This window comes from Clostridium caldaquaticum (assembly GCF_023806125.1).
GTDB lineage: Bacteria > Bacillota > Clostridia > Clostridiales > Clostridiaceae > Clostridium_AT > Clostridium_AT caldaquaticum.
The window spans coordinates 74,557-95,773 of the sequence record NZ_JAMSKT010000011.1; the positions used below are offsets into that span (position 1 = coordinate 74,557).

The 21,217-nt window shown below is 29.4% G+C and carries 19 protein-coding genes; 13 read left to right on the forward strand and 6 right to left on the reverse strand.

The window, feature by feature from the left end; all coding sequences use genetic code 11:
- Positions 1-124: 124 nt before the first annotated feature.
- The 7 genes from M2651_RS08890 to M2651_RS08920 all read left to right on the forward strand — a co-directional run bounded on the left by M2651_RS08890 (position 125) and on the right by M2651_RS08920 (position 7,577).
- Positions 125-478 carry a hypothetical protein gene (locus tag M2651_RS08890; RefSeq protein ID WP_252131997.1) on the forward strand — a complete coding sequence of 118 codons (354 nt, stop codon included), beginning with the start codon at positions 125-127 and terminating at the stop codon, positions 476-478.
- Positions 479-625: 147 nt separating this feature from the next.
- Positions 626-1,948 (forward strand): glycosyltransferase, encoded by a 1,323-nt coding sequence (locus M2651_RS08895; protein ID WP_252131998.1) that lies wholly within the window; start codon positions 626-628, stop codon positions 1,946-1,948.
- 29 nt (positions 1,949-1,977) lie between these two features.
- Positions 1,978-3,096, forward strand: a complete 1,119-nt coding sequence (locus tag M2651_RS08900) for a hypothetical protein (RefSeq protein ID WP_252131999.1) — start codon at positions 1,978-1,980, stop codon at positions 3,094-3,096.
- Between the two features lie 80 nt (positions 3,097-3,176).
- A complete protein-coding gene (locus tag M2651_RS08905) occupies positions 3,177-5,573 on the forward strand; it encodes a VIT domain-containing protein (protein ID WP_252132000.1) in 2,397 nt (798 codons plus the stop codon).
- A 114-nt stretch (positions 5,574-5,687) separates the two neighbouring features.
- Positions 5,688-6,122, forward strand: coding sequence for an RrF2 family transcriptional regulator (locus tag M2651_RS08910; RefSeq protein ID WP_252132001.1), 435 nt, complete (start codon positions 5,688-5,690; stop codon positions 6,120-6,122).
- Between the two features lie 213 nt (positions 6,123-6,335).
- On the forward strand, positions 6,336-6,935 hold the full coding sequence (locus tag M2651_RS08915; RefSeq protein WP_252132002.1) for an ECF transporter S component: 600 nt from the start codon (positions 6,336-6,338) through the stop codon (positions 6,933-6,935).
- A gap of 117 nt (positions 6,936-7,052) precedes the next feature.
- A complete protein-coding gene (locus tag M2651_RS08920) occupies positions 7,053-7,577 on the forward strand; it encodes an amidase domain-containing protein (RefSeq protein ID WP_252132003.1) in 525 nt (174 codons plus the stop codon).
- 15 nt (positions 7,578-7,592) lie between these two features.
- On the opposite strand, the gene M2651_RS08925 is transcribed toward M2651_RS08920, so the two are convergent.
- A complete protein-coding gene (locus M2651_RS08925) occupies positions 7,593-8,924 on the reverse strand; it encodes a CCA tRNA nucleotidyltransferase (RefSeq protein WP_286207965.1) in 1,332 nt (443 codons plus the stop codon).
- A gap of 313 nt (positions 8,925-9,237) precedes the next feature.
- On the opposite strand from M2651_RS08925, the gene M2651_RS08930 reads away from it, so the two are divergent.
- On the forward strand, positions 9,238-11,235 hold the full coding sequence (locus M2651_RS08930) for a fructose-1,6-bisphosphatase (protein ID WP_252132004.1): 1,998 nt from the start codon (positions 9,238-9,240) through the stop codon (positions 11,233-11,235).
- A 56-nt stretch (positions 11,236-11,291) separates the two neighbouring features.
- On the opposite strand, the gene M2651_RS08935 is transcribed toward M2651_RS08930, so the two are convergent.
- Positions 11,292-12,119 carry an SDR family oxidoreductase gene (locus tag M2651_RS08935; protein ID WP_252132005.1) on the reverse strand — a complete coding sequence of 276 codons (828 nt, stop codon included), beginning with the start codon at positions 12,117-12,119 and terminating at the stop codon, positions 11,292-11,294.
- Positions 12,120-12,369: 250 nt separating this feature from the next.
- Here M2651_RS08935 and M2651_RS08940 point away from each other — a divergent pair, with 250 nt between their 5' ends.
- The 3 genes from M2651_RS08940 (at position 12,370) to M2651_RS08950 (ending at position 15,833) form a co-directional block, all read left to right on the forward strand.
- Entirely contained in the window at positions 12,370-13,557 is a 1,188-nt protein-coding gene (locus M2651_RS08940; RefSeq protein WP_252132006.1) for an aminotransferase class I/II-fold pyridoxal phosphate-dependent enzyme, read from the forward strand.
- A 277-nt stretch (positions 13,558-13,834) separates the two neighbouring features.
- Positions 13,835-14,386, forward strand: a complete 552-nt coding sequence (locus M2651_RS08945) for a manganese efflux pump MntP (protein WP_252132007.1) — start codon at positions 13,835-13,837, stop codon at positions 14,384-14,386.
- A 154-nt stretch (positions 14,387-14,540) separates the two neighbouring features.
- A complete protein-coding gene (locus M2651_RS08950) occupies positions 14,541-15,833 on the forward strand; it encodes a hemolysin family protein (RefSeq protein WP_252132008.1) in 1,293 nt (430 codons plus the stop codon).
- Between the two features lie 20 nt (positions 15,834-15,853).
- Here M2651_RS08950 and M2651_RS08955 read toward each other — a convergent pair whose 3' ends face one another.
- Positions 15,854-17,938 (reverse strand): methyl-accepting chemotaxis protein, encoded by a 2,085-nt coding sequence (locus tag M2651_RS08955; protein ID WP_252132009.1) that lies wholly within the window; start codon positions 17,936-17,938, stop codon positions 15,854-15,856.
- A gap of 166 nt (positions 17,939-18,104) precedes the next feature.
- Between M2651_RS08955 and M2651_RS08960 the strand changes: the two genes are divergently transcribed.
- Positions 18,105-18,533, forward strand: coding sequence for a Fur family transcriptional regulator (locus tag M2651_RS08960; RefSeq protein ID WP_252132010.1), 429 nt, complete (start codon positions 18,105-18,107; stop codon positions 18,531-18,533).
- Positions 18,534-18,553: 20 nt separating this feature from the next.
- On the opposite strand, the gene M2651_RS08965 is transcribed toward M2651_RS08960, so the two are convergent.
- The 3 genes from M2651_RS08965 to M2651_RS08975 form a co-directional block, all read right to left on the reverse strand.
- Complete coding sequence (locus tag M2651_RS08965) at positions 18,554-19,354, reverse strand: metal ABC transporter permease (protein WP_252132011.1); 801 nt, start codon at positions 19,352-19,354, stop codon at positions 18,554-18,556.
- Between the two features lie 24 nt (positions 19,355-19,378).
- Complete coding sequence (locus M2651_RS08970; protein WP_252132012.1) at positions 19,379-20,026, reverse strand: metal ABC transporter ATP-binding protein; 648 nt, start codon at positions 20,024-20,026, stop codon at positions 19,379-19,381.
- A gap of 147 nt (positions 20,027-20,173) precedes the next feature.
- Positions 20,174-20,503 (reverse strand): hypothetical protein, encoded by a 330-nt coding sequence (locus M2651_RS08975; RefSeq protein WP_252132013.1) that lies wholly within the window; start codon positions 20,501-20,503, stop codon positions 20,174-20,176.
- A 207-nt stretch (positions 20,504-20,710) separates the two neighbouring features.
- On the opposite strand from M2651_RS08975, the gene M2651_RS08980 reads away from it, so the two are divergent.
- Positions 20,711-21,112: a DUF6762 family protein gene (locus M2651_RS08980; protein WP_252132014.1), complete on the forward strand. Its 402-nt coding sequence runs from the start codon at positions 20,711-20,713 to the stop codon at positions 21,110-21,112.
- Positions 21,113-21,217 lie beyond the last annotated feature (105 nt).

Sequence of the window (21,217 nt, forward strand, 5' to 3'; positions counted from 1 at the left end):
GTCATACCATTATGTTTTATACATTAAACTTAAAATTACATTTATTGTAATAGTTATTTTTTTAAAAACATAAACTTTAATAGGGAGATTGCATTATAAAAAACAGATAAAAGGGGAATATAAAATGGGGTATATAAGAGAAGGTTATTCTGATAAAGGGAAAATAGTGGCTTGTTTAGATGGAAATTATGTAAAGATAAGTGAAGAAGTAAGCTCTAATATTATAGCTTACTTAGATGGTAAGTATATAAGAGAGGGCAGCGGAGTTAATGGAGAAATAATTGCAAATTTGGATGGATATTATATAAGAGAAGGAAAAGATTCAGAAGGAAATATAATAGCTAATATTGATGGACTTTTTATAAGGGAAGGAAAAGAAAATGATGGAGCTATATTATTTAATATTGAAGGCTATGCTTCAATGAAGGAGAAGGCAGCTTTGGCAGCTGCTGGACTTATGCTGAAGGGACTGATATAACCTGAGATTTAGTTCTCAGGTTTTGTTTTAAGCAGAACTTCTATTTTGTTTTATCAAGGCTTGTAGTATAATTATTTTATATAGTTTTTTATTTGCACATCTACAGTTTATAAACAAATGAAATCCTAGGAAGGCAGGTTTAATTTAATGGCAAAAAAAATTTTAATAGTCTATGAGAAGATGGGAATGGGTCATTTAAGAATGGCTAGCATATTGGAAGATATGCTTAAAGAAGAAGATGTAGAGATAGTAAAATATGCAGGCAGTGAAATGATTGGAGACAGCAGTATTAATATTATAGTTAAAATGTGGAATTTTTGCATAAAAAAGAATTTAATTAAAACTGTGGACGTGCTTTTGAATTTTATATTAAGAATTTTTATACTTCCTTTCATTGAAGTGTCAAGTACAGGGCTTTATCATGAAAAGCTTGAAGAAATAAACCCAGATATTATAGTATGTACAGCAGATGGCTTTAATAAAGCAATAGGAAGCTATGCACAGGAAAAAGGAATACCATTTTATATTTTTATAACGGAAATTTCTATATTTATTGATTTAGTTAATCCTTATGCAACTCATATATGTTATTTTAATGAAACAGGAGAAGCAATAAGGAACTATGATTTCAGTAAAACCTATTATTCTTATAAATTAAACAGAAATACTACTTTTTTAGAGAAAGTTAAGTATATTTTAAAGTACTATAAAGATTTTGTTTTTTTTGGATATAAAAATTTTATTTATAAAAATCCAGATAGAAAGTTAGAGCAAAATAATGAAGCTAAATATATAGTTGTTGGTCCTTTAGCTGAGAGAAAGCATTTTACTGAAAAGGATATAGAAGCTATAAAAGAAAAGTACAAAATTAATAATGGTATGGATACTGTAATATTAGCCAGTGGAAGTATAGGTGGATCTTTACTTTTAGATATGGTTAAGATAATATATAAAAATTATGATAAGCCGTTGAATTTAATTGTGATATGTGGTAGGGATGAAAATATTTATAATAAATTAAATAATTTTGATGGAATAAGCTTCCATATAAATTTAATTACTTTTAAGTATATAGAAAAATTCGATGAAATTTTAGCTGCTGCAGACTGTATTATTGGCAGACCTTCAGCAGGAATTTTTATTGAAAGCTTATTAAATAAAACCCCAGAAATTACTTTTAGAAAAGCAACCTCTAACGATAGAGGCACTCTAACTATGATAGAAAAGTACAATATAGGTAAAGTAGCAGATAATAAATCGGAAGTTGTTGAAGCTTTAGAGGACATATTAGGCAATAAGAGATTGTATCAAAACAACATAGAAAAATTGTTAGCTAAGTACAATAATAGTACTTATGAAGATAAAAAAGAACTTTTAAAGGAAATAATGCTATGGGGACACAAATTTGATTATGAATTAGGTGAAAATTTTGACGTTGACGCAAGGCTTAATGCTCCATTATCTCACTAAGCTTTAAATAAACAGGGGGATGAATAATAATGATTGAAATAATCGAGATTAAAGACAAGGCAGAATTAAAGAAATTTATTGAGTTATCTTGGTTTATATATAAGAATGATAAGTTTTGGGTTCCACCTTTAAAAAGGGATCTTTTGAATACTCTTTTAGGGAAAGATAATCCTCTTTTTATGAGTGGAGAACATGCTTTTTTCATGGCTTATCTTAATGGAGAGGCTGCAGGAAGAATATGTGTAGGAATAAATAAAAATTTAAATGAAAAGAAAAATGTAAAAGAAGGATATATTACTTTATTTGAGAGTATTGAAAATAAAGAGGTGGCTTTTGCTCTTTTTGATAAAGCAATAGAATGGTTAAGAGGTAGAAGACAAAAGCTGGTTAAAGGCCCTATTTCTCCAACTAACGGAGATGATTATAAAGGATTATTAATTAAAGGTTTTGACGGCTCTCCAGTTCTTATGAATTCTTATAATCCAGAGTATTATATAAATTTTTTTGAAGACTATGGATTTGTTAAGCATTTGGATTTATATGCATATTATCATAATTTACATACTATTAACATGGACAGGTATTCAAAAATAGCGGATTATGCTATGAAAAAATATAACTTTACTGTAGATGAGATTAATCTTAAAGATATGGATAAGGAAATGGAGGATATTAAAAAGGTTCTTGATATATCTATGCCTGAAGAATGGGAAGAATTAATTCCTCCTACTAAGGAAGAAATCAGGGCGGAAGGTGCAAAGCTTAAGCCTATGGCAGATAAGAACCTTATCGTTATAGCAAGAAGCGAAGGAAAGCCTATAGGGTTTGGTATAGCTTTGCCTGATTATAATCAAGTACTTAAAAAAATGGATGGAAAATTGCTGCCTTTTGGTTTTTTAAAATTTCTTTGGTACAGAAAAAAGATAGATTGGTTTAGAGTTTTCGTACTTTTTGTTATCCCAGAGTTTAGAAAAAAGGCTGTCAGCGGCACTATGCTTAATAAGCTTTATATAAATGGAATCAAAAATGGTTATAACTATGCTGAAGGTTCTACTATAGGAGAAACAAATATAGCTATGAGAACAGATATAGAGAAGCTTGGAGCTATAAACTATAGAACTTACAGGATTTATAAAAAAGAAATATAATTTTTTTAATAAATATTTTCTATATGGAAAATATAAATAGTATGTTGTAAGATTAAAGATTTATTTGTGGGAGGAACTATATGTTAGGTTATGGTCTTAAAGACAGCAAAGCGCTACAGGGAAATGTAAGTTTAAAGGAAGTAAGTATTACTGGGAACTTGTGTGGAGAATTTGTTGAGATTTCAATCAATCAAGTATATATAAATAATGGAGATAATAATATAAATTGCACATACACTTTCCCAATACCAGATACAGCTGTTATTACTGGTTTTGAGGCTGCTTTAGGAGAAAGAACATTAAAAGCAGTTGTAGAAGATAAGGAAGAAGCTAAGAGAATATATGAAGAATCCAATGAGACTAAAGTTAATGTACTCTCTTTAGATCAGCCTAATCCTAATGTTTTTCAATTTAGTATAGGTCAAATATTGCCTGGGGAATCTGTTAAAATAAAATTTTCTTATATGGATTCACTGACATATGAAGATAATAGTTTAATGTTGACAATACCATCTATATTATACCCTAGACTAGCAGACTCTGATGAGAGAAACGCTTCGATAGAATCATCAGAAAACTATAAATCAAGCTTAAACCTGCTTATTGAACCACTCAGTAAAGTTAATATACAATCTCCTTCACATAAGATTAATGTTGAGTGGGAAGAAGGAAATAATCTTGCCAAGGTAACTTTTAATAAGTATAATACTAAACTTGATAGGGATTTTGTACTTGTTTTAAAAGAAGAAAAGCCTGAAGAAGCTGCTGGCATGATTTATAAGTATGAAGCTTATGAACAAGATAAGGGAATACTGTACCTTAGAGTTTTACCCAAGCTGGAAAGCAATGAAGAGGAAAAAACTAATAACTACATATTTTTAATTGATATTTCTCATTCTATGAAAGGTACTAAATTAGAACAGGCTAAAAATGCTCTTCAGCTTTGTATAAGAAATCTTTCAGAAGGAGACAGTTTTAATATTGTAGCATTTGAAAGCAGTCTCCACTTCTTTTCAGATTCAGGTAAAGTACCTTTTAATGATGACAATTTAAGAAAAGCAACTGAATGGATTAACAGTCTGCAAGATAAAAAAGGTGCACAGATATTTGAAGCTTTAAAATATGCTCTTTCAGAAAAAAATGATACAGGCTGCAGCACTATTCTCCTTTTCACAGATGATGTAATAGAACAAGAGGAAGCTGTACTTCAATATGTAAGAGATAATATAGGGGATAATAGAATATTTACTTTTGGCGTAGATACCTCTGCAAATAGTTATGTGATAAATAAGCTTGCACAGTTAGGTTACGGAAAGGCAGAATTTATTTATGAAGGTGAGAGAATAGAGGATGTTGTGTTAAAACAATTCAGAAGAATTGAAAATCCACAGGTAGATATTCAAGAAATAGATTGGGGAAGTATGATAGTAGAAAAAACCTATCCAAGAACTATTGACTATCTGTATGACAGAGAGCCTTTTTCTATATTTGCCAGAGTTGCAGGGGAAATAGAAGGAAAGATAACTATTAAAGGTAAGGTTGGAGATAAAGATTATATAAAAACAATTGATTTAGATACCTTGGATTTAAACGAAAATGCTGAGCTTATACAAAAGGTTTGGAGCAGAAAGAGAATAGAGTCCATAGAAGAGAGGATGAAAACTGAAAGAGGAGAAATTTATGATTCAATGAGAAAAAAAGTAATTGAAATATCGAAGGAAGCCTCTATTGTAAGTCCTGAAACTTCTTTCATAATGCTTGAAATAATAGAAGATCCAGTATTAGGCATGCCTATAACCCATATAGTTCCGCTTAATGTGTCTGAAGAAGCAAGACAAAATATAGCACGTGCAAATTTTTTAGATGTACCTACCTTTGTGTATAGTCCAGCTTCAGCTGCATCAAATAAAGAAGCTGCAGAAAAAAGTGATAATTATATACTGGATTTAAATTATCCAAGAAGAACTATACTTATAGTATTAGCAAAAAATCAGTTTGCAGATGGCAGTTTTGCTGACATAAGCAAAGATACAATGTATTCAAAGCTTGAGACTACAGCAATGGTGCTTTTAGCTTTTACTATGGGTAAAGATGATATAGGTATATATATGAACCAGCTAACTAAATCTGTAAAATTTTTATTAAAAGCTTTAGATGAAAATAAGAATTGGATTGACGAAAAACTTTTGGTTAAAATTGGTTTAGCACTTAAATCCTGCATGGATAAGGGTATTTTAAAAGAACAATTAGAAGAACAGTGTAAAAATGAGATATCACAAATAAGTATGTCATTATATAACAGCAGTGTGCGTGAACGTTTGTTAAGTTCTAGTGAAAGACTTAAATTAAGAGATATTGCCCCTTTCTTATTTAAGCTTTCAGAAGATAGAAAGAGTATTGTGGAAAGCATTGTAATAAAAGAAGAAAAAGACTCCATTTACAGTCTGGCAAAGCTGGGATTATTAAAATCCATATAGTAATAAAACCTCTTCAAAAGAAGAGGTTTTATTTTGTAAAGTTGACATAATTAAAAAGATATAATACAATCCTAGTAGATTAATAGGGTTACTAAGAAAATGAGGTGATTTACTGTGAAAATATCCACAAAAGGTATATATGGACTAAAAGCTATGGTGGACTTAGCCTTAAATTCAGTAAATGAAAGTATAACTATAAAAAGTATATCAGAAAGACAGAATATATCAGAAAGCTATCTTGAACAAATATTTTCTATTCTTTCTAAGAAAAAAATAATAAAGAGTAAAAAAGGGGCTCAGGGTGGGTATTCTTTAGGTGATAAAGGAAATAGTACAACCGTTGGGGATATATTAAGAGCTTTAGAAGGGGATTTATGCGTTATTTCACAGGATAAGCAAGAAGAAGAAAAAATCGATAGAATTTTAAATATAAATGTTTGGAACAAGATGAATAACAGTATAAATAAAATAGTAGACTCTATAACATTATATCAATTAATTGAAGAGTATAATAAATTTGATGAAGAATATAATATGTATTATATTTAGATGAGCTTCATAATACTCTCTTAGTAGATAAAAATATTGTTAATAGGATTGTTTTTTGACCAGATTAAGTATTAAAACTTTACAGCTATATCTGGAAAAATTATTAAGAAAGTGATAAAATAACTATGTCGGTATTCTTAAGAAACCGAACAAAGTATTATAAATTTAAATTTCGACTTATATCCTTTAGGGGAGTAAGAACGGAGGGGTAAAATGAATCAAAATGTATCAACAACTAGTACCAGCAGAAAGCTTGGTACAAGGCAGCTTACTATTGTAGGTATGCTGTCAGCTATTTCTATTATAATGGCGTTGACACCTCTTGGGTTTATACAACTGCCAATGGCAAGAGCTACATTAATGCACATTCCTGTTATTATAGGAGCTTTAGTTGAAGGACCTGTTGTGGGAATGCTTATTGGATTAATGTTTGGGGGCTTTAGTTTAGTGCAAAATTATGTTGCACCTTCCAGTGCGCTGTTTTTTGCTTTTCAAAATCCTCTTGTATCTGTTTTGCCGAGAGTGTTAATACCTATTACAGCTTTTTATACCTATAAGTACATGATAGGTAAAAGCGAAAGCCTTAAAATTGGTGTTGCAGCTGCTGTGGGAACTGCTACTAATACTTTTGGCGTGCTTACGATGATATATCTGCTTTATAGGGAAAAGGTAGCAGTAGTATTTAAGGCAAGTGCAGCTTCAATAGCAAAGGTAATCTATGGAATAGCTCTTACAAATGGAATACCGGAAATGTTAATTGCTGTTATTATTATTATCCCTGTGATAAGAATAATTAGAAGAGCAAAAAAATAATATAGAGAAATTCAGGACTTAGGCAGTGCTTAAGTCCTTTAATTTTTATAAAATAAAAAAACTTTTCTAAATCTTTTGCATAAAATATTATCAATAATATTTTAATTGGAGAATTTTATGGAGTATTATGGTAATTTTTATAAGGTTAACGGCTATAATGGAGAAAATGCTGTAAGGTATGCATTAACGTATGCTCTTAATCCTAATCCTGAGTATAAGTATTTTTCTTCTCATGGAGAAGGTGGAGGAAATTGTTCAAATTTTGTATCTCAATGCTTAAAAGCTGGAGGCGCTCCTTTTGCCTATGATTCATCGCCCTGGTGGTATAAAGGAAATACTTGGTCTGTATCCTGGGCTGTAGCTCATGCACTTTATTGGACTTTGAAGGTAAGAGCAAAGAAGAAAATGAAGGGGTTAAAAGCTTTTGAAGTACCAAGTATAGAAAGCTTAAGTTTGGGAGATTTAATTCAATATGAGGATTATAAAGAAATAATATATCATTCAGCAATAGTTACAGCTTTCACTATAGACAGAGGAATAAAGGTGCCGTTAATATCTCAAAACACTTACAATGCAAGAAACATATCTTATATTAAACCAAAAGCAAAAAAAACTCACTTTATGAAGATTGTAGTATCATAGTGTAAAAAGCATGGGTTATCCATGCTTTTTACTTTTAACAATATTTATTAAAGTTTCTTTATTGTTTAACTCAGGTCTCTCCATAACTGTGTCTAAGAGATTGTTTAAAATTATGCCTATTTCTTTTCCAGGCTTAAAGCCAAGTTTGATTAAATCATCACCATTTATTTTTAGCTGATTTACAGTAAAGGCTTCTTTATTTTCTAATATCTTTCTAACTTCTTCTCTTCTTTTTAATATGGGGCTGTAGTCTGCATCTTTTGTATGACCTTTGCTGTCTGCAATCTGAAGCTCGAACAACTCATCAATATTGTCAATACCAACTCTGGCTATAAACTTCTTCAAAGCTTTATTTTTCATAACATTGTAAGCTGACATATGTTCTTTAATAAGGATAATTACTTTTTTAATAGTAGCATTATCAAACTTTAATCTTTTAAGTATAATTTCAGCCATTTCAGCACTTACAATATTATGACCATAAAAGTGGCCGATACCTTTTTTGTCTATAGTAAAAGTTCTTGGTTTTCCAATATCATGAAACAGTGCCCCTAATCTTACTGCAATATTTGAAGTTGAATTATCTAAAACAGACATTATATGATCAAAAACAGTTTTATCATGATGTGGACTTTTTTGATCGAAACCAACGCTTTCGTTTAGTTCCGGGATTATATAATTTAATAGGGATGTTTCCTGCAGCATTCTTATTCCACGGCTTGGGAAATCACTCATAAGTATTTTAACTAATTCATCCCTTATCCTTTCATTACTAACTTTCTGCAAAAGAGTATAGTTATTATGTATGGCCTTATAAGTATTTGATTCGATATTAAAGTTTAGCTGACAGGCAAATCTAACAGCTCTGAGCATTCTAAGAGCATCTTCATTAAATCTTTTATGGGCATCTCCAACACATTTTATAAGTTTATTATTTAAATCCTCAGTTCCATTAAACATATCAATTAAGGAAACTTTAGGATTGTAAGCTAAAGCATTAATAGTAAAGTCTCTTCTGCTTAAATCTTCCTTTAAAGAAGTTGTAAAAATAACTTTATCTGGATGGCGGTTGTCTTTATACTCACCATCTATTCTATAGGTAGTTACTTCGTAGTTATTATTATTTATCACCACAGTTATTGTACCGTGCTTAATTCCTGTAGGAACCGTATGTTCAAATAAAGTCATTATGTCTTCAGGCAGAGCATTAGTAGCTAAATCCCAATCTTTTATTGTTCTGTCAAGCAAGCTGTCTCTTACACAGCCGCCGACTATATAAGCTTCATATCCTTTTGAATTTAGTTTATCTAAAATGTAGGATACATCTTCATTTAATTTTATCTTCATATGCAGCACCTCAATACAACTACAATAATTATTTATAGTATAGCATTATATAATAAAAAAATAATTATAATAATTTAGTATGTTTTAATTTAATATTTTTATTATAATCAAAAAGTGTAATAGGATATTTAAAACCTTTTACAATTTATAAATAAATGTAATGGAGAAGATTTATAAGATTGATAGATAATTTTTACATTTCCATTATAGGGTAAATATGTTATTGCATAGATAAATATGCTATACTAATATTATATGTTATAACGTATATGTTTAGCTATGATAATTTTATGTAATGAGTGGGAGGAGTTTTATGTCTTTTATAGAGGAAAATTTAACTCAAGAATTTGAAAATGAGTTAAAATATTTAAAACTTTTATCAAATCAATATCCAACAATAGCTGCAGCCTGTACTGAAATAATAAATTTGCAGGCGATTTTAAATTTGCCTAAAGGTACTGAACACTTTTTGACTGATATTCATGGAGAATATGAAGCATTTAATCATGTATTAAGAAATGCTTCCGGTGTTATAAAACGTAAAATATATGATATTTTTGGAAATTCTTTAAGACAGGATGATATAAAAAGTTTAGCTACTCTTATATATTATCCAGAGCAAAAGTTAGAACTTACATTAAAAAATGAGAAAAATATTGAAGATTGGTATAAAATTACTTTATATAGATTGATTGAAATTTGCAGATATGTTTCTTCAAAATATACCCGCTCTAAAGTGAGAAAAGCTCTTCCAAAAGATTTTTCATATATTATTGAAGAACTTCTTCATGAACAGCCTGACAGACTTGATAAGGAAGAGTATTATAATGAGATTATAAAAACAATTATTAGAATTGGCAGGGCTAATGAATTTATAATAGCTATATCCAAATTAATTCAAAGATTGGTTATTGATAGACTCCATATTTTAGGAGACATATTTGACAGAGGACCTGGAGCAGATATTGTAATGGATACTCTTATAAATTATCATTCTGTAGATATTCAATGGGGAAACCACGATATACTTTGGATGGGAGCTGCGGCAGGAAATGAGGCATGCATTGCAACAGTTCTTAGAATATGTGCCAGATATGCAAATCTAGATACTATTGAAGATGGTTATGGAATTAACCTTCTACCTTTAGCTACTTTTGCTATAGATTTTTACAAGCATGATGAATGTTTATGCTTTAAACCTAAGATAGAAAACAGTAAGGATTATAGTGAAAAGGATATAAAGCTTATAGCTCAGATGCACAAGGCTATAGCTATAATACAATTTAAATTAGAAGGAGAAATAATTAAAAGACGCCCTTATTTTCAAATGGAGGATAGACTTTTATTAAATAAAATAGATTATAAGAAAGGTATTATTAAATTAGATGGAAAAACATATAATCTAAAAGACAATAATTTTCCAACAATAAATCCTGAAAATCCTTATGAACTTATTCCTGAAGAAATTGACCTGATTGAAAAGCTTAAATCTTCTTTTTTAAACAGTGAAAAGCTTCAAAAGCATGTAAGTTTTTTGTTTGCAAAAGGAAGTATGTATTTAAAATATAATTCCAATTTATTATATCATGGATGTATACCTTTAAACGAAGATGGAAGCTTTAAAAAAGTAAAAATAGGTGCTTCAGGACATGAGTACAGTGGAAAAGCCTTTTTAGATAGGTTAGAAATATTAGTTAGAGAGGGGTATTTTTATAAAAATAATCCTGAAGCAAAGTTATACGGTATGGATATAATCTGGTATTTATGGACTGGTCCAGATTCTCCACTCTTTGGAAAAAATAAGATGACAACTTTTGAGAGATATTTTATAGAGGATGAAGAAACTCATTTAGAGAAAAAAAATCCTTATTTTAAGCTTAAAGATAATGAAGAAGTATGCAATGCTATTTTTGAAGAATTTGGACTAAACCCAAATATATCACATATTATTAACGGTCACGTACCTGTCAAAAGCAAAAAAGGAGAGAGTCCTATAAAAGCAAACGGAAAACTTTTGGTTATAGATGGAGGTTTTTCAAAAGCTTATCAAGGTCAGACAGGTATAGCAGGCTATACTCTTATATATAACTCTTACGGACTTTTGTTAGTATCTCATGAACCTTTTGAATCAACGCATAAAGCTATTGAGGAAGAAAAAGATATTCTTTCAACTACAGTAGTTTTAGAAACAGGAGTTGAAAGAAAAAGAGTTGGAGATACAGATATTGGGGAAGAGCTGAAACTTCAGATAAAGGATTTAGAAATGCTATTAGATGCTTATAGAAAGGGACTTATTAAAGAACAGAGATAAATAATTTAATTCATGCCATGCAGCTTTGCCTTATAACAAAGCTGCCCGGCATTTAGTTACGAATAAATTCTACTGACTACAAATTCTACAAATCTTGAAGGCAGTATTCTTTTTAAAAACACCAAGGTCTTATAGGAAAAGCCTGCAACTATTCTTATTGGAGGATTTTTAGAATTCATAATTTTAAGTACTGCATCAACTATTAACTTTGGAGTAGGGCCATTTTGCTCGTCCTTTTCCATTTTTTTAATAGATTTCAAAAAGGCTAAATTATAGGCTGAGTTATAAGAAGCCGCAGTGTATTGACGCATTTGTGTAAAACCAGTTTTAGTATCTCCTGGCTCTACCAAGGATACTTTAATTCCAAAAGGCTTAGCTTCAATTCTTAAAGCTTCAGTCATAGCTTCTAGAGCATATTTGCTAGCACAGTACATAGATTGAAAAGGAATAGAGATAAGTCCTGCTACGGAGCTTATATTTATAATAAGGCCTTGTTTTTGTTCTCGCATTTTTGGAAGAACAGCTCTGCACATTCTAAGAACTCCAAAAAAGTTTGTATCAAATTGGCTTAAAGCTTCTTCTGGAGAGGTGTCTTCAACAGAACCAGCAATACCAAAGCCTGCATTATTTATAAGTATATCAATTGTAATTTCTTTTTGAAGAATATATTCTACTGCAGCTTTAACTGATTCATCCGAACGAACGTCAAGAGGTATCATTTTTAAAAATCCAGAACCTGATTTTGCTTTTATGATATTTTCTTCTTTTATATTACGAGAAGTACCGTAAACTCTATAGCCTTTTTCCATAAGTGTATTTGCTATTGCTTGTCCTATACCAGAAGAGGCTCCGGTTATTAGTACAACTTTCAAGTTGTTATTCATTTTATTCACTCCTAAAGTTTAACCTTGTGTTTAATGATTTGCTTAAATCAGCAGCTTGTTATATATGTTTATTATATAGTTTCATATTAGGCTATGCAATTGTATAATTACAAAATTGAATTAAAAAGTAAAAACTAGGCATACTTAATAAAAAATATATGTTATAATGCTTTTATGTGGTAATATAGTATTATAATTATTTTTGGAATCATTATTTTTGTTTTTTATACGAAGGGAGAGAAATTAACCAATGGTTGATATTTTCGAAAAATGTTATAATTATACTGAAGCTAAAGAAGCAATAAAAGCTGGAATATATCCCTATTTTCACGCTCTTGATTCTGGACAGGATACTGAAGTTATAATGGGCGGAAAAAGAGTAATAATGCTTGGTTCAAATAATTATTTAGGACTTACCTCAGATCCAAGATTAAAAGAAGCTGTAATAAAGGCTGTAGAAAAATATGGCTCAGGATGTTCAGGTTCCAGGTTTCTTAATGGTACTTTAGATTTACATATAAAGCTGGAAAAAAGACTTGCAGCTTTTGTAAAAAAAGAAGCTGCATTAGTTTTTAGTACAGGATTTCAAACAAATTTAGGTATTCTTTCTGCTGTAGCAGGAAGAAATGACTATATAATTGGAGACAGGCAAAATCATGCCAGTATAGTAGATGCCTGCAAATTAAGTTTTGCTAAGTTATTAAAATTTAAGCATAATGATATGGAGGATTTAGAAAGAATTTTACAATCTATTCCAGAGGATAAGGGAAAATTAATAGTAGTTGATGGTGTATTCAGTATGGAAGGTGATATTGCAAATCTTCCAGAAATAGTTAGGCTGGCAAAGAAGTATGGAGCAAGAGTTATGGTTGACGATGCTCATGGCCTTGGTGTAATGGGTGAGCATGGAAGAGGTACTGCAGAGTACTTTGGACTAGAAGATGAAGTAGATATAATTATGGGAACCTTTAGTAAATCTTTAGCAAGCTTAGGTGGATTTGTAGCTGCAAAGGAAGAAGTTATTCATTATATAAAGCATCATTCAAGGCCATTTATATTTAGCGCATCTATACCTCCTGCTAATGCAGCAGCAGCTATGGAAGCTTTAAATATATTAGAAGCTGAACCTGAGAGAATTAAAAAGCTGTGGGATAATGCTAAATTTATGAGAGAAGGCTTCGAAGCTATGGGACTTTCTGTTGGACCAACACAGACTCCTATAATTCCAATTATTATAGGTGATGATTATGCTGCTTTTAAAGTAACTATGAGACTTTTAGAAGAAGGTGTTTACGTAAATCCTGCTGTTTCACCAGCTGTAGAAAAGGGTTGTGCTCTGCTTAGAACAAGTTATACTCCAACACATACAAGAGAACAGCTTGAGTTTGCACTTAAAGTTTTTGAAAAGGTGTTGAAAAATAATGAGCAAACTGCATAAATTTCAGTCCGCTGTAAGGCGGACTTTTTAAAGCTAATAGAATTGAAATAGTTAAGAAGGTGTCATAATAAAATATAGATTTGTCATAAAAATAATTAGAATTTTTATATTTATATAATGTAGAGTAATACATTTAGCTGGGATTTTATATATACTTTTAGTAAAACTAAATAATAGTTTATAAAAATAGAGTATTATTTTGTTATATGGTTAAATATTAAAACTGTTTATTTATAAAAATTAGCAGCTTTTTAAGAACACAAGGAGGTATTTATAATTGAGTTTCTATTCACTATTTTTAATAGCTTTAGGGTTATCTTTAGATGCTTTTGGCACAGCAATATGTATAGGGCTGAATAACGGAGTAAAAAGAAATAACAAGCTTTTGTTTGCTCTTTCTTTCGGTTTTTTTCAGTTTTTCTTTTCATTAGTTGGAGCTTATACGGGATTTTTATTTAATACATATATAGCTTCAGTGCCTGAGGTTATTGGTGGAACTATCATAGCCATAGTAGGAATTATGATGGTTAAAGAAGGATATGAAAATAATAATGAGTGTCCATTAATTAAGCCAAGCATGTATTTTGTTCTTGGAATATCTGTAAGTATAGACGCAATGGTTGTAGGTTTTACTGCACTACATAATATTGCAAATATATTGGTTTTACTAGAGAATACCATTTTTATAGGTATTGTAACACTTATAATGTCAATTGCAGCTTTTTTAGTATCAAGATATTTAAAGAGAATAAATATGATAGGAAAATATGCGGATTATCTTGGGGGAATTATACTAATTATTTTTGGTATAAAGATGATATTTTTTTAATTATAGATATTTAATTCTAAAGTCAGGCATTAGAAAAAGCCTGGCTTTTATATTTATATTTATAAAAATAATGGCAATATTATAGTATAGGAATATTTATTTCATTATGATTCAAAAGAAAAATATGGAGCTTCTTCTGTAAGGTGGTAAATATATGATTCGAGAAATAATTATATTAATTATTTTAATAGGTATAAATGCCTTTTTTGCTGCTGCTGAAATAAGTGTAGTTTCCTTAAGGGAAATATCACTTGAAAAAAAGGCAAGTGAAGGGGATAAAAAGGCTGAACAGCTATTAGAAATAATAAAAGAGCCTAGTAAGTTTTTATCTACTATTCAAGTAGGTGTAACTTTAGCAAGTTTTTTTACTTCTGCTTCTGCAGCAGTGGGGTTATCTAAGGTTTTAGAAAAGGTTATCATATCTTCTAACATAAGTTTTTTTGTAATGTTTGCTCCAACAATATCCTTCGTAACAATAACAATTTTAGTATCTTTTCTTTCTCTTTTATTTGGCGAGCTTATACCTAAAAGGCTTGCTCTAAGAAAATCAGAGCTTATTGCTTCAAAATCAGTAGGAGTTATAAGAATAATTGATATTATAGCTAAACCTTTAGTTCTTTCTTTAACAAAGGCTACAAATTTTTTTGTAAATCTTATAACTGGTACAGAAAATGAACATGAAGATCAAATAACTGAAGAAGAAATTAGAATGATGATAAATGTTGGAGAAGAAAAAGGCATCTTCAGAAAAGCTGAAACAGAAATGATAAACAGTATATTTCAGTTTGATGATACTACTGTCAGCGATGTCATGACACCTAGACCAGATATGGTAACTCTTAATATAGAAAGCAGTTTTAAAGAAACTCTTAAGGTTATAACAGATGAAAAGTATTCACGAATACCAGTTTATGAAGATAATATAGACAATATAGTCGGTATACTATATACCAAGGATATTATAGATTATATGGCCTTTAACTGTGAAAATGATGAATTCAACCTGAAAAATTTTATTAAGGAACCTTACTTTGTCACTGAATATATGAAGATAGATATGCTGCTTAAAGAAATGCAAAAAAGAAGCATACATATTAGTATTGTTATTGACGAGTATGGAACTACAGCTGGGCTCATAACTATTGAAGATATGCTTGAAGAAATAGTCGGGAATATTTATGATGAATACGATGAGATGGAAGAAGAAATAGCTGTAAAGGGTGAAGATGAGTTTGAAATAGATGGCGGAATAAATATGTGGGAGCTTAATGAACTTTTAGACTCAAACTATTCGGAAAATTATGATACAGTAAGTGGTCTGGTTTTGGATTATTTTGGAAGGTTTCCTAAAAAAGGAGAAAGTATAGTTATTGAAAATTATAAATTTACTATATTAGAAATTGAAAATAAAAGAATAAAAAAGATACTTGTTAAAAAACAGGGATAGAGAAACTACCCCTGTTTAAATTAATATTTAAATTTGCTGATTAACTCTTTAAGATGATTAGCTTTTTCATTTAAACTTTGTGCTAAATTATGCATGTCTTCATTTGATAAAGATTGACTTTGTAATGAAGCAGTTACTTCCTCTGTGGCTGCAGAATTTTTTTGTGATATTTCTGCTATATTATTAATATACTTGCTAAGTACATCTTTGCCGTTGCCTATAAGTTTAATAGTTTCCATTACGTTTTCCATGTAAGCTATAATACTATTCATAGCTTCCTTTATGGAAGAGAAGGAAGTAATAGTTGTATTTACTTGCTCTAGCTCCTTTTCAAAGGCTTGTTTTGCAGAAGCTGATATATCAAGCGAAGTTTTTATAGAGTTATTTACGTTCTCTATTATATTTTTTATTTCCTGAGAAGCTTTTTGTGATTCTTCGGCAAGCTTTCTTATTTCGTTTGCTACTACTGAAAAACCTTTTCCAGCTTCTCCTGCACGTGCTGCTTCAATAGAAGCATTAAGAGAAAGAAGATTTGTCTGAGCAGTTATTTCATTTATTTTATTTAAAATGTTCAATATATCACTAGTATGATTATTTAAATCAGAAACTGTATTTGAAACCTTCATCATAGCTACAGAGTTATCATGTGAAGTTTCCTTTAATTTGTTTATCACCTTATCACTATTGTTTAACACTTCATTTGTGTCTCTAGTTGCTTTATTAACATTATTTAATATGTTTATGGCATTTTCAAGCTCCATATTAAAACTGTTTGAAATTTCTACGCATACAACAGCTGTTTCAGTTTGTTCGCTTGAGCCCACAGCAATTTCTTCTGCTGCTCCGCTTATATCTATAGTAGATAGATTCAGGCCTTGGCTTATATTAAGCAGATTAGCTGCAGAAGCTCTTGTTTCTTCCGTCATATCTGCAGTAGCGGAAAGAGCCTCCTTTAGATTATTTATCATATTATTAAAGTTAGAACTAAGCTCATTAAGTTCATAAAGTTTATATTTTTTAGATTGCAAATTTAAATTGCCTCTGGATAGTTCTTTTGTTATTGAGATTATATCATTAATAGGCTTTGCAATTTGTAAAGATGTAAAAAAAGAAATAACAATACAAATTATTAAACAGAATATACCAGTTAAGCATATAAATATTCCAATATAATTGGCAGTTGAAGACAGCTCTGCTTTTGGTACAAGAGCTATGTATTTCCAGCCTGTACTTTCACCTGTAGTATATACCCCAAACATTTGAGTGTTATCTAATTTATGTTCCAGGGTTCCATAATCATTTTCTTTGAATTTATTAAAAAAGTTTTCATCTATTTTTTTGCCGAGAAGGTTTTTATCTTTATGAGATATTATGTATCCTTCACTATTTACTACAATAATATATCCATTTTTTCCAATTTGTGAGTCTTTAAGAATATTTCCAATACGAGCAGGGTCAATATTAATTTTTAAAACACCAAGAGAATCAGTACCGTCTTTTAATACTCTTACGTTGCTGATTACCATTTCATTTTTATTATTTAAAAAGTCAGTATGTGGGTAAATCCATGCATTTCTACCAGCGTTTTTAACAGCAGTTTCATACCAGAATTCCTTTTTTGCTTTTAACGTATTTTCTTCAGACATATATGCATCGGAGGAGGTAGCAGAGGAATAGCCATTGTCGCTGAATAAATAAATGCTTTTTATAACACTAGAACTGCTGCTTATTGTAATATTTCTTAAAATTTCATCTACCTGCTGTCTTGATTTATAAAAACTATAGAAATCACCATTATAACCCTGTTTTAAAATATCTGATAATGTTTTATTAGCAAAAATTTGCATGGACACACTTTCTACAGTCTCGTTTATAAGATTAACATAGTTTTTATTTTGATTTAATATTTGAGTAGTTGAAGCTTTAAAATCTTCAGTTACTTTGTTTTTAGTGATAAAAAAAGTTATAGTTCCGGAAACTAATAAAGAAAAAATAATTATTAGAGAAGAGGTTGAGATAAGTCTGCTTAAAAGACTATTTTTCAACATTAAATTAGTAAATACATTTTTAAGTAAAAATTTATTATTTCTTTTTTGTTTTACCATAAGTTTTCCCCCTAAAAGACTTTAAATAACAGTTTTAAATACTAAACGCTTACATAAATTATACTATATATATATAGATTAATCTACTATGAAAAAATATAAAATAACTTAAGATTTTTTTATTACTATGATATAATGTTAACATAATATTAAGTGTGGTGATTAGATGGACTTGGAAATCTATTTGAAAAATAACAATATTAAGGTTACAAAGGGAAGACTAAATATACTTCAAATACTATTTAACAGCGAGGATGCCTTAACTGTAGATTTTATATATGAACAGTGCAGAAAGAAAGGATTATTAATAGATTTATCTACAGTTTACAGAACTATGGATATATTAGAAAATAAGAAAATTGTTGATAAATTTAACTTAGGTGAAGGAAAATACAATTATAAAATAAGAAAAGAGAATCATAAACATAGGCTGGAATGCAGCTTTTGTCATAAGGAAGTAGAAATTGACTGTCCTATGCTTCAGATTGAGGAAATAATAAAGAATAAAACGGGCTTTACCCTTATGGAACATGATTTAAAAATAAAAGGCATATGTGATGAATGTAAAACATCTAAGCAAAATAAAAATGAATAGGTATTATGACCTATTCATTTTTATTTTGCTATAAATTTAATCTTTTTTAAAATAAGCACTAATATTAATACAATTACGGAAACTAAGGCTATAGTTCCACCAGAGGCACTGTTAATATAATAAGAAGCAATAAGTCCAATTATAATATCTATAAAGCCAAACAGGATTGAATATATAAGTGTCTGCTTAAAACCTTTATTTAACTGTAGTGCAGTTGCTACAGGAATAACAATCATTGAAGAAATTACAAGTATTCCTATTATTCTTATGGAAACAGAGATAGTTGCTCCCACAAGAAGAGTAAACAAGTAGTTTATAAACTTCACATTTACTCCAGAGGTGTAGGCACCCTGTTCATCAAAGGTTATATAAAGAAGTTTATTGTACAGAAAAATTAAAAGTAAAATTGATATTAAACTTAGTATAAAAATAATATATAAATCTTTAGTTGAAACAGTTAGTATACTTCCAAATAAAAAGGTATTTATATTTGCAGCAGATTTTCCTGTGCTTATAAGTATTATTGCAATACCTAAGCCTAAAGTAAGTATTATGGACATAACTAACTCGGCGTATTGTTTGTAATATGACCTTAAAAATTCTATAAGTATTCCGCATAGAGAAGTGAATATAAAGGCAGTAAGCAGCGGATTTAAACCAAATACTAGTCCAATTGCGATGCCTGCAAGTGAGGAATGGGATAAAGTATCACCCATCATAGAATATCTTCTAAGTACTAGAAAAATCCCAACTATTGGGCAAAGAATAGATATTAAAAAACCTGCTATTAGTGCATTTTGCATAAAACTATATTGTAGCATAGTGTCCTCCGTTATAAAGTATAATCATTGGGTTAATCTGTAATATTCTGATATGGTATATAATGTACCTTTTCCTCTTTCAATCTTAAAAATATGAGAGGAATTATTTAAAGCAGCTTTTAGATTATGCTCCACAGAAATAACTGTTACACCTGATTTCTTGTTTAGATTGCTTATGATTTTATATATATCTTCCTGGCTAGGTATATCAATTCCGGTAGAAGGTTCATCAAGTATGAGAAGCTCAGGCTCTCCCATAAGGGCTCTAGCAATAAAAACTTTTTGCAGCTGTCCACCAGAAAGATTTCCAATAAGTGAGTTTTTATATTGAAGCATATTTACGATTTCTAAGCTTTTATTTATTAGACCTTTATTTTTTAGTTTTAAAACTTTAAAATGACAGAGAAGCATTTCATTTACACTAATAGGAAACTGTGGATTAAAATTCTCTACTCTTTGAGGTACATAACCTAATTTGCTTGTACTTAAAGAAATAGTTCCTCCATTTGGCTTAAGAAAACCTAAAATAAGCTTTAAGAGTGTACTTTTCGCACTGCCGTTCTCTCCAAGTATAGAGACATAGGAACCACTTTCTATTTGTAAGTTTAGATTATCAATTAAATAGGGAAGGGCATTGTTATATGAAAAGTTTAAATTTTTTATTGTTAACATAAATATTATATCTCCATTCTAATTGCTTATACAGTAATTATTAACAAAAATAAACCTAAATATAATTATATACAAATGCAAATTATTTGCAATAGATTATATAAAAGCAGGCATGAGAATGAAGACTTTTAGTCTGTTTATAATAAATTATTTTGAGTAAACTTTTTTTACTTTCCAAATGTCTTTTTTATTTTTCTCTAAAAATATATCATATTTTACACTTTTGTGAGGAGCCTTATCCTCAATACCAGAAACACTTATTACAGCAATAATTCCATCGGAAAAGCTAAGTTTCATTTCATCTATTTTGTAAAGTTTATATTTGTTTAATATACCGGAAGTTACATATTTTTCTACAACGTAGTTTATATCTTTGTATTTACTGTTTGTTTCTTTGTATTTATGTATGGCAGTAGTAAGGATTAGAATAATTATAAATATAATAGTGATAATCTTTTTTATATTTACTCTTCTCATAATACACTCCTCATTTCCAAATATTGTATAATAATATGATATACAATATTTGGAAATGAGTAAAGTGTAATATCATTAAATATACTTTTTATAACAGTTGTAAGACATGTAACATATATATTTCATTTATTTTCTATTTATTTTGTTTAATAATGTTAAATATGTGATATTATATTGATATACTGCATGAGAGAAAGGATGATAAAATTGGACTTTTCATCACTAGTTTTAATGGAAAGAGATAAAGAAACTAATTATTTAGTTAAAGAATTAGGTAGTTACAGTGTAGGAGATGGAGCTATATATGTTACTAAATTCTATTATGATGGTAAAAAAGTAAATATGTTTTTTGATACAAATAAAGATGTTGAAGAATGGGAATTTTATGCTATTTATGACTTGTTTAATACAAATTCCTTTGAAGAGGAAGGATTCATAATAGAGGAAGTGGAAGAGGAGTATAATCCAACTTGGGTTATAAAATTTGATTATGATAATGAGCATAATGTTATGGAAGAAAGAATAAATACTGCATGTTCAATAATAGATAAAGAAATTAAAAATGTATTTGAAGCTATAAAAGATAAGGAAGATGAATATAAAGAATAAAATTAGGTGGATGTTAAAAAATCATTACGGGTAATGAAGTTTTCTGTACAAATTTTACTAATAGTAAAAAATACTGTAGTATAATAATAATTAATTAACAAAAGA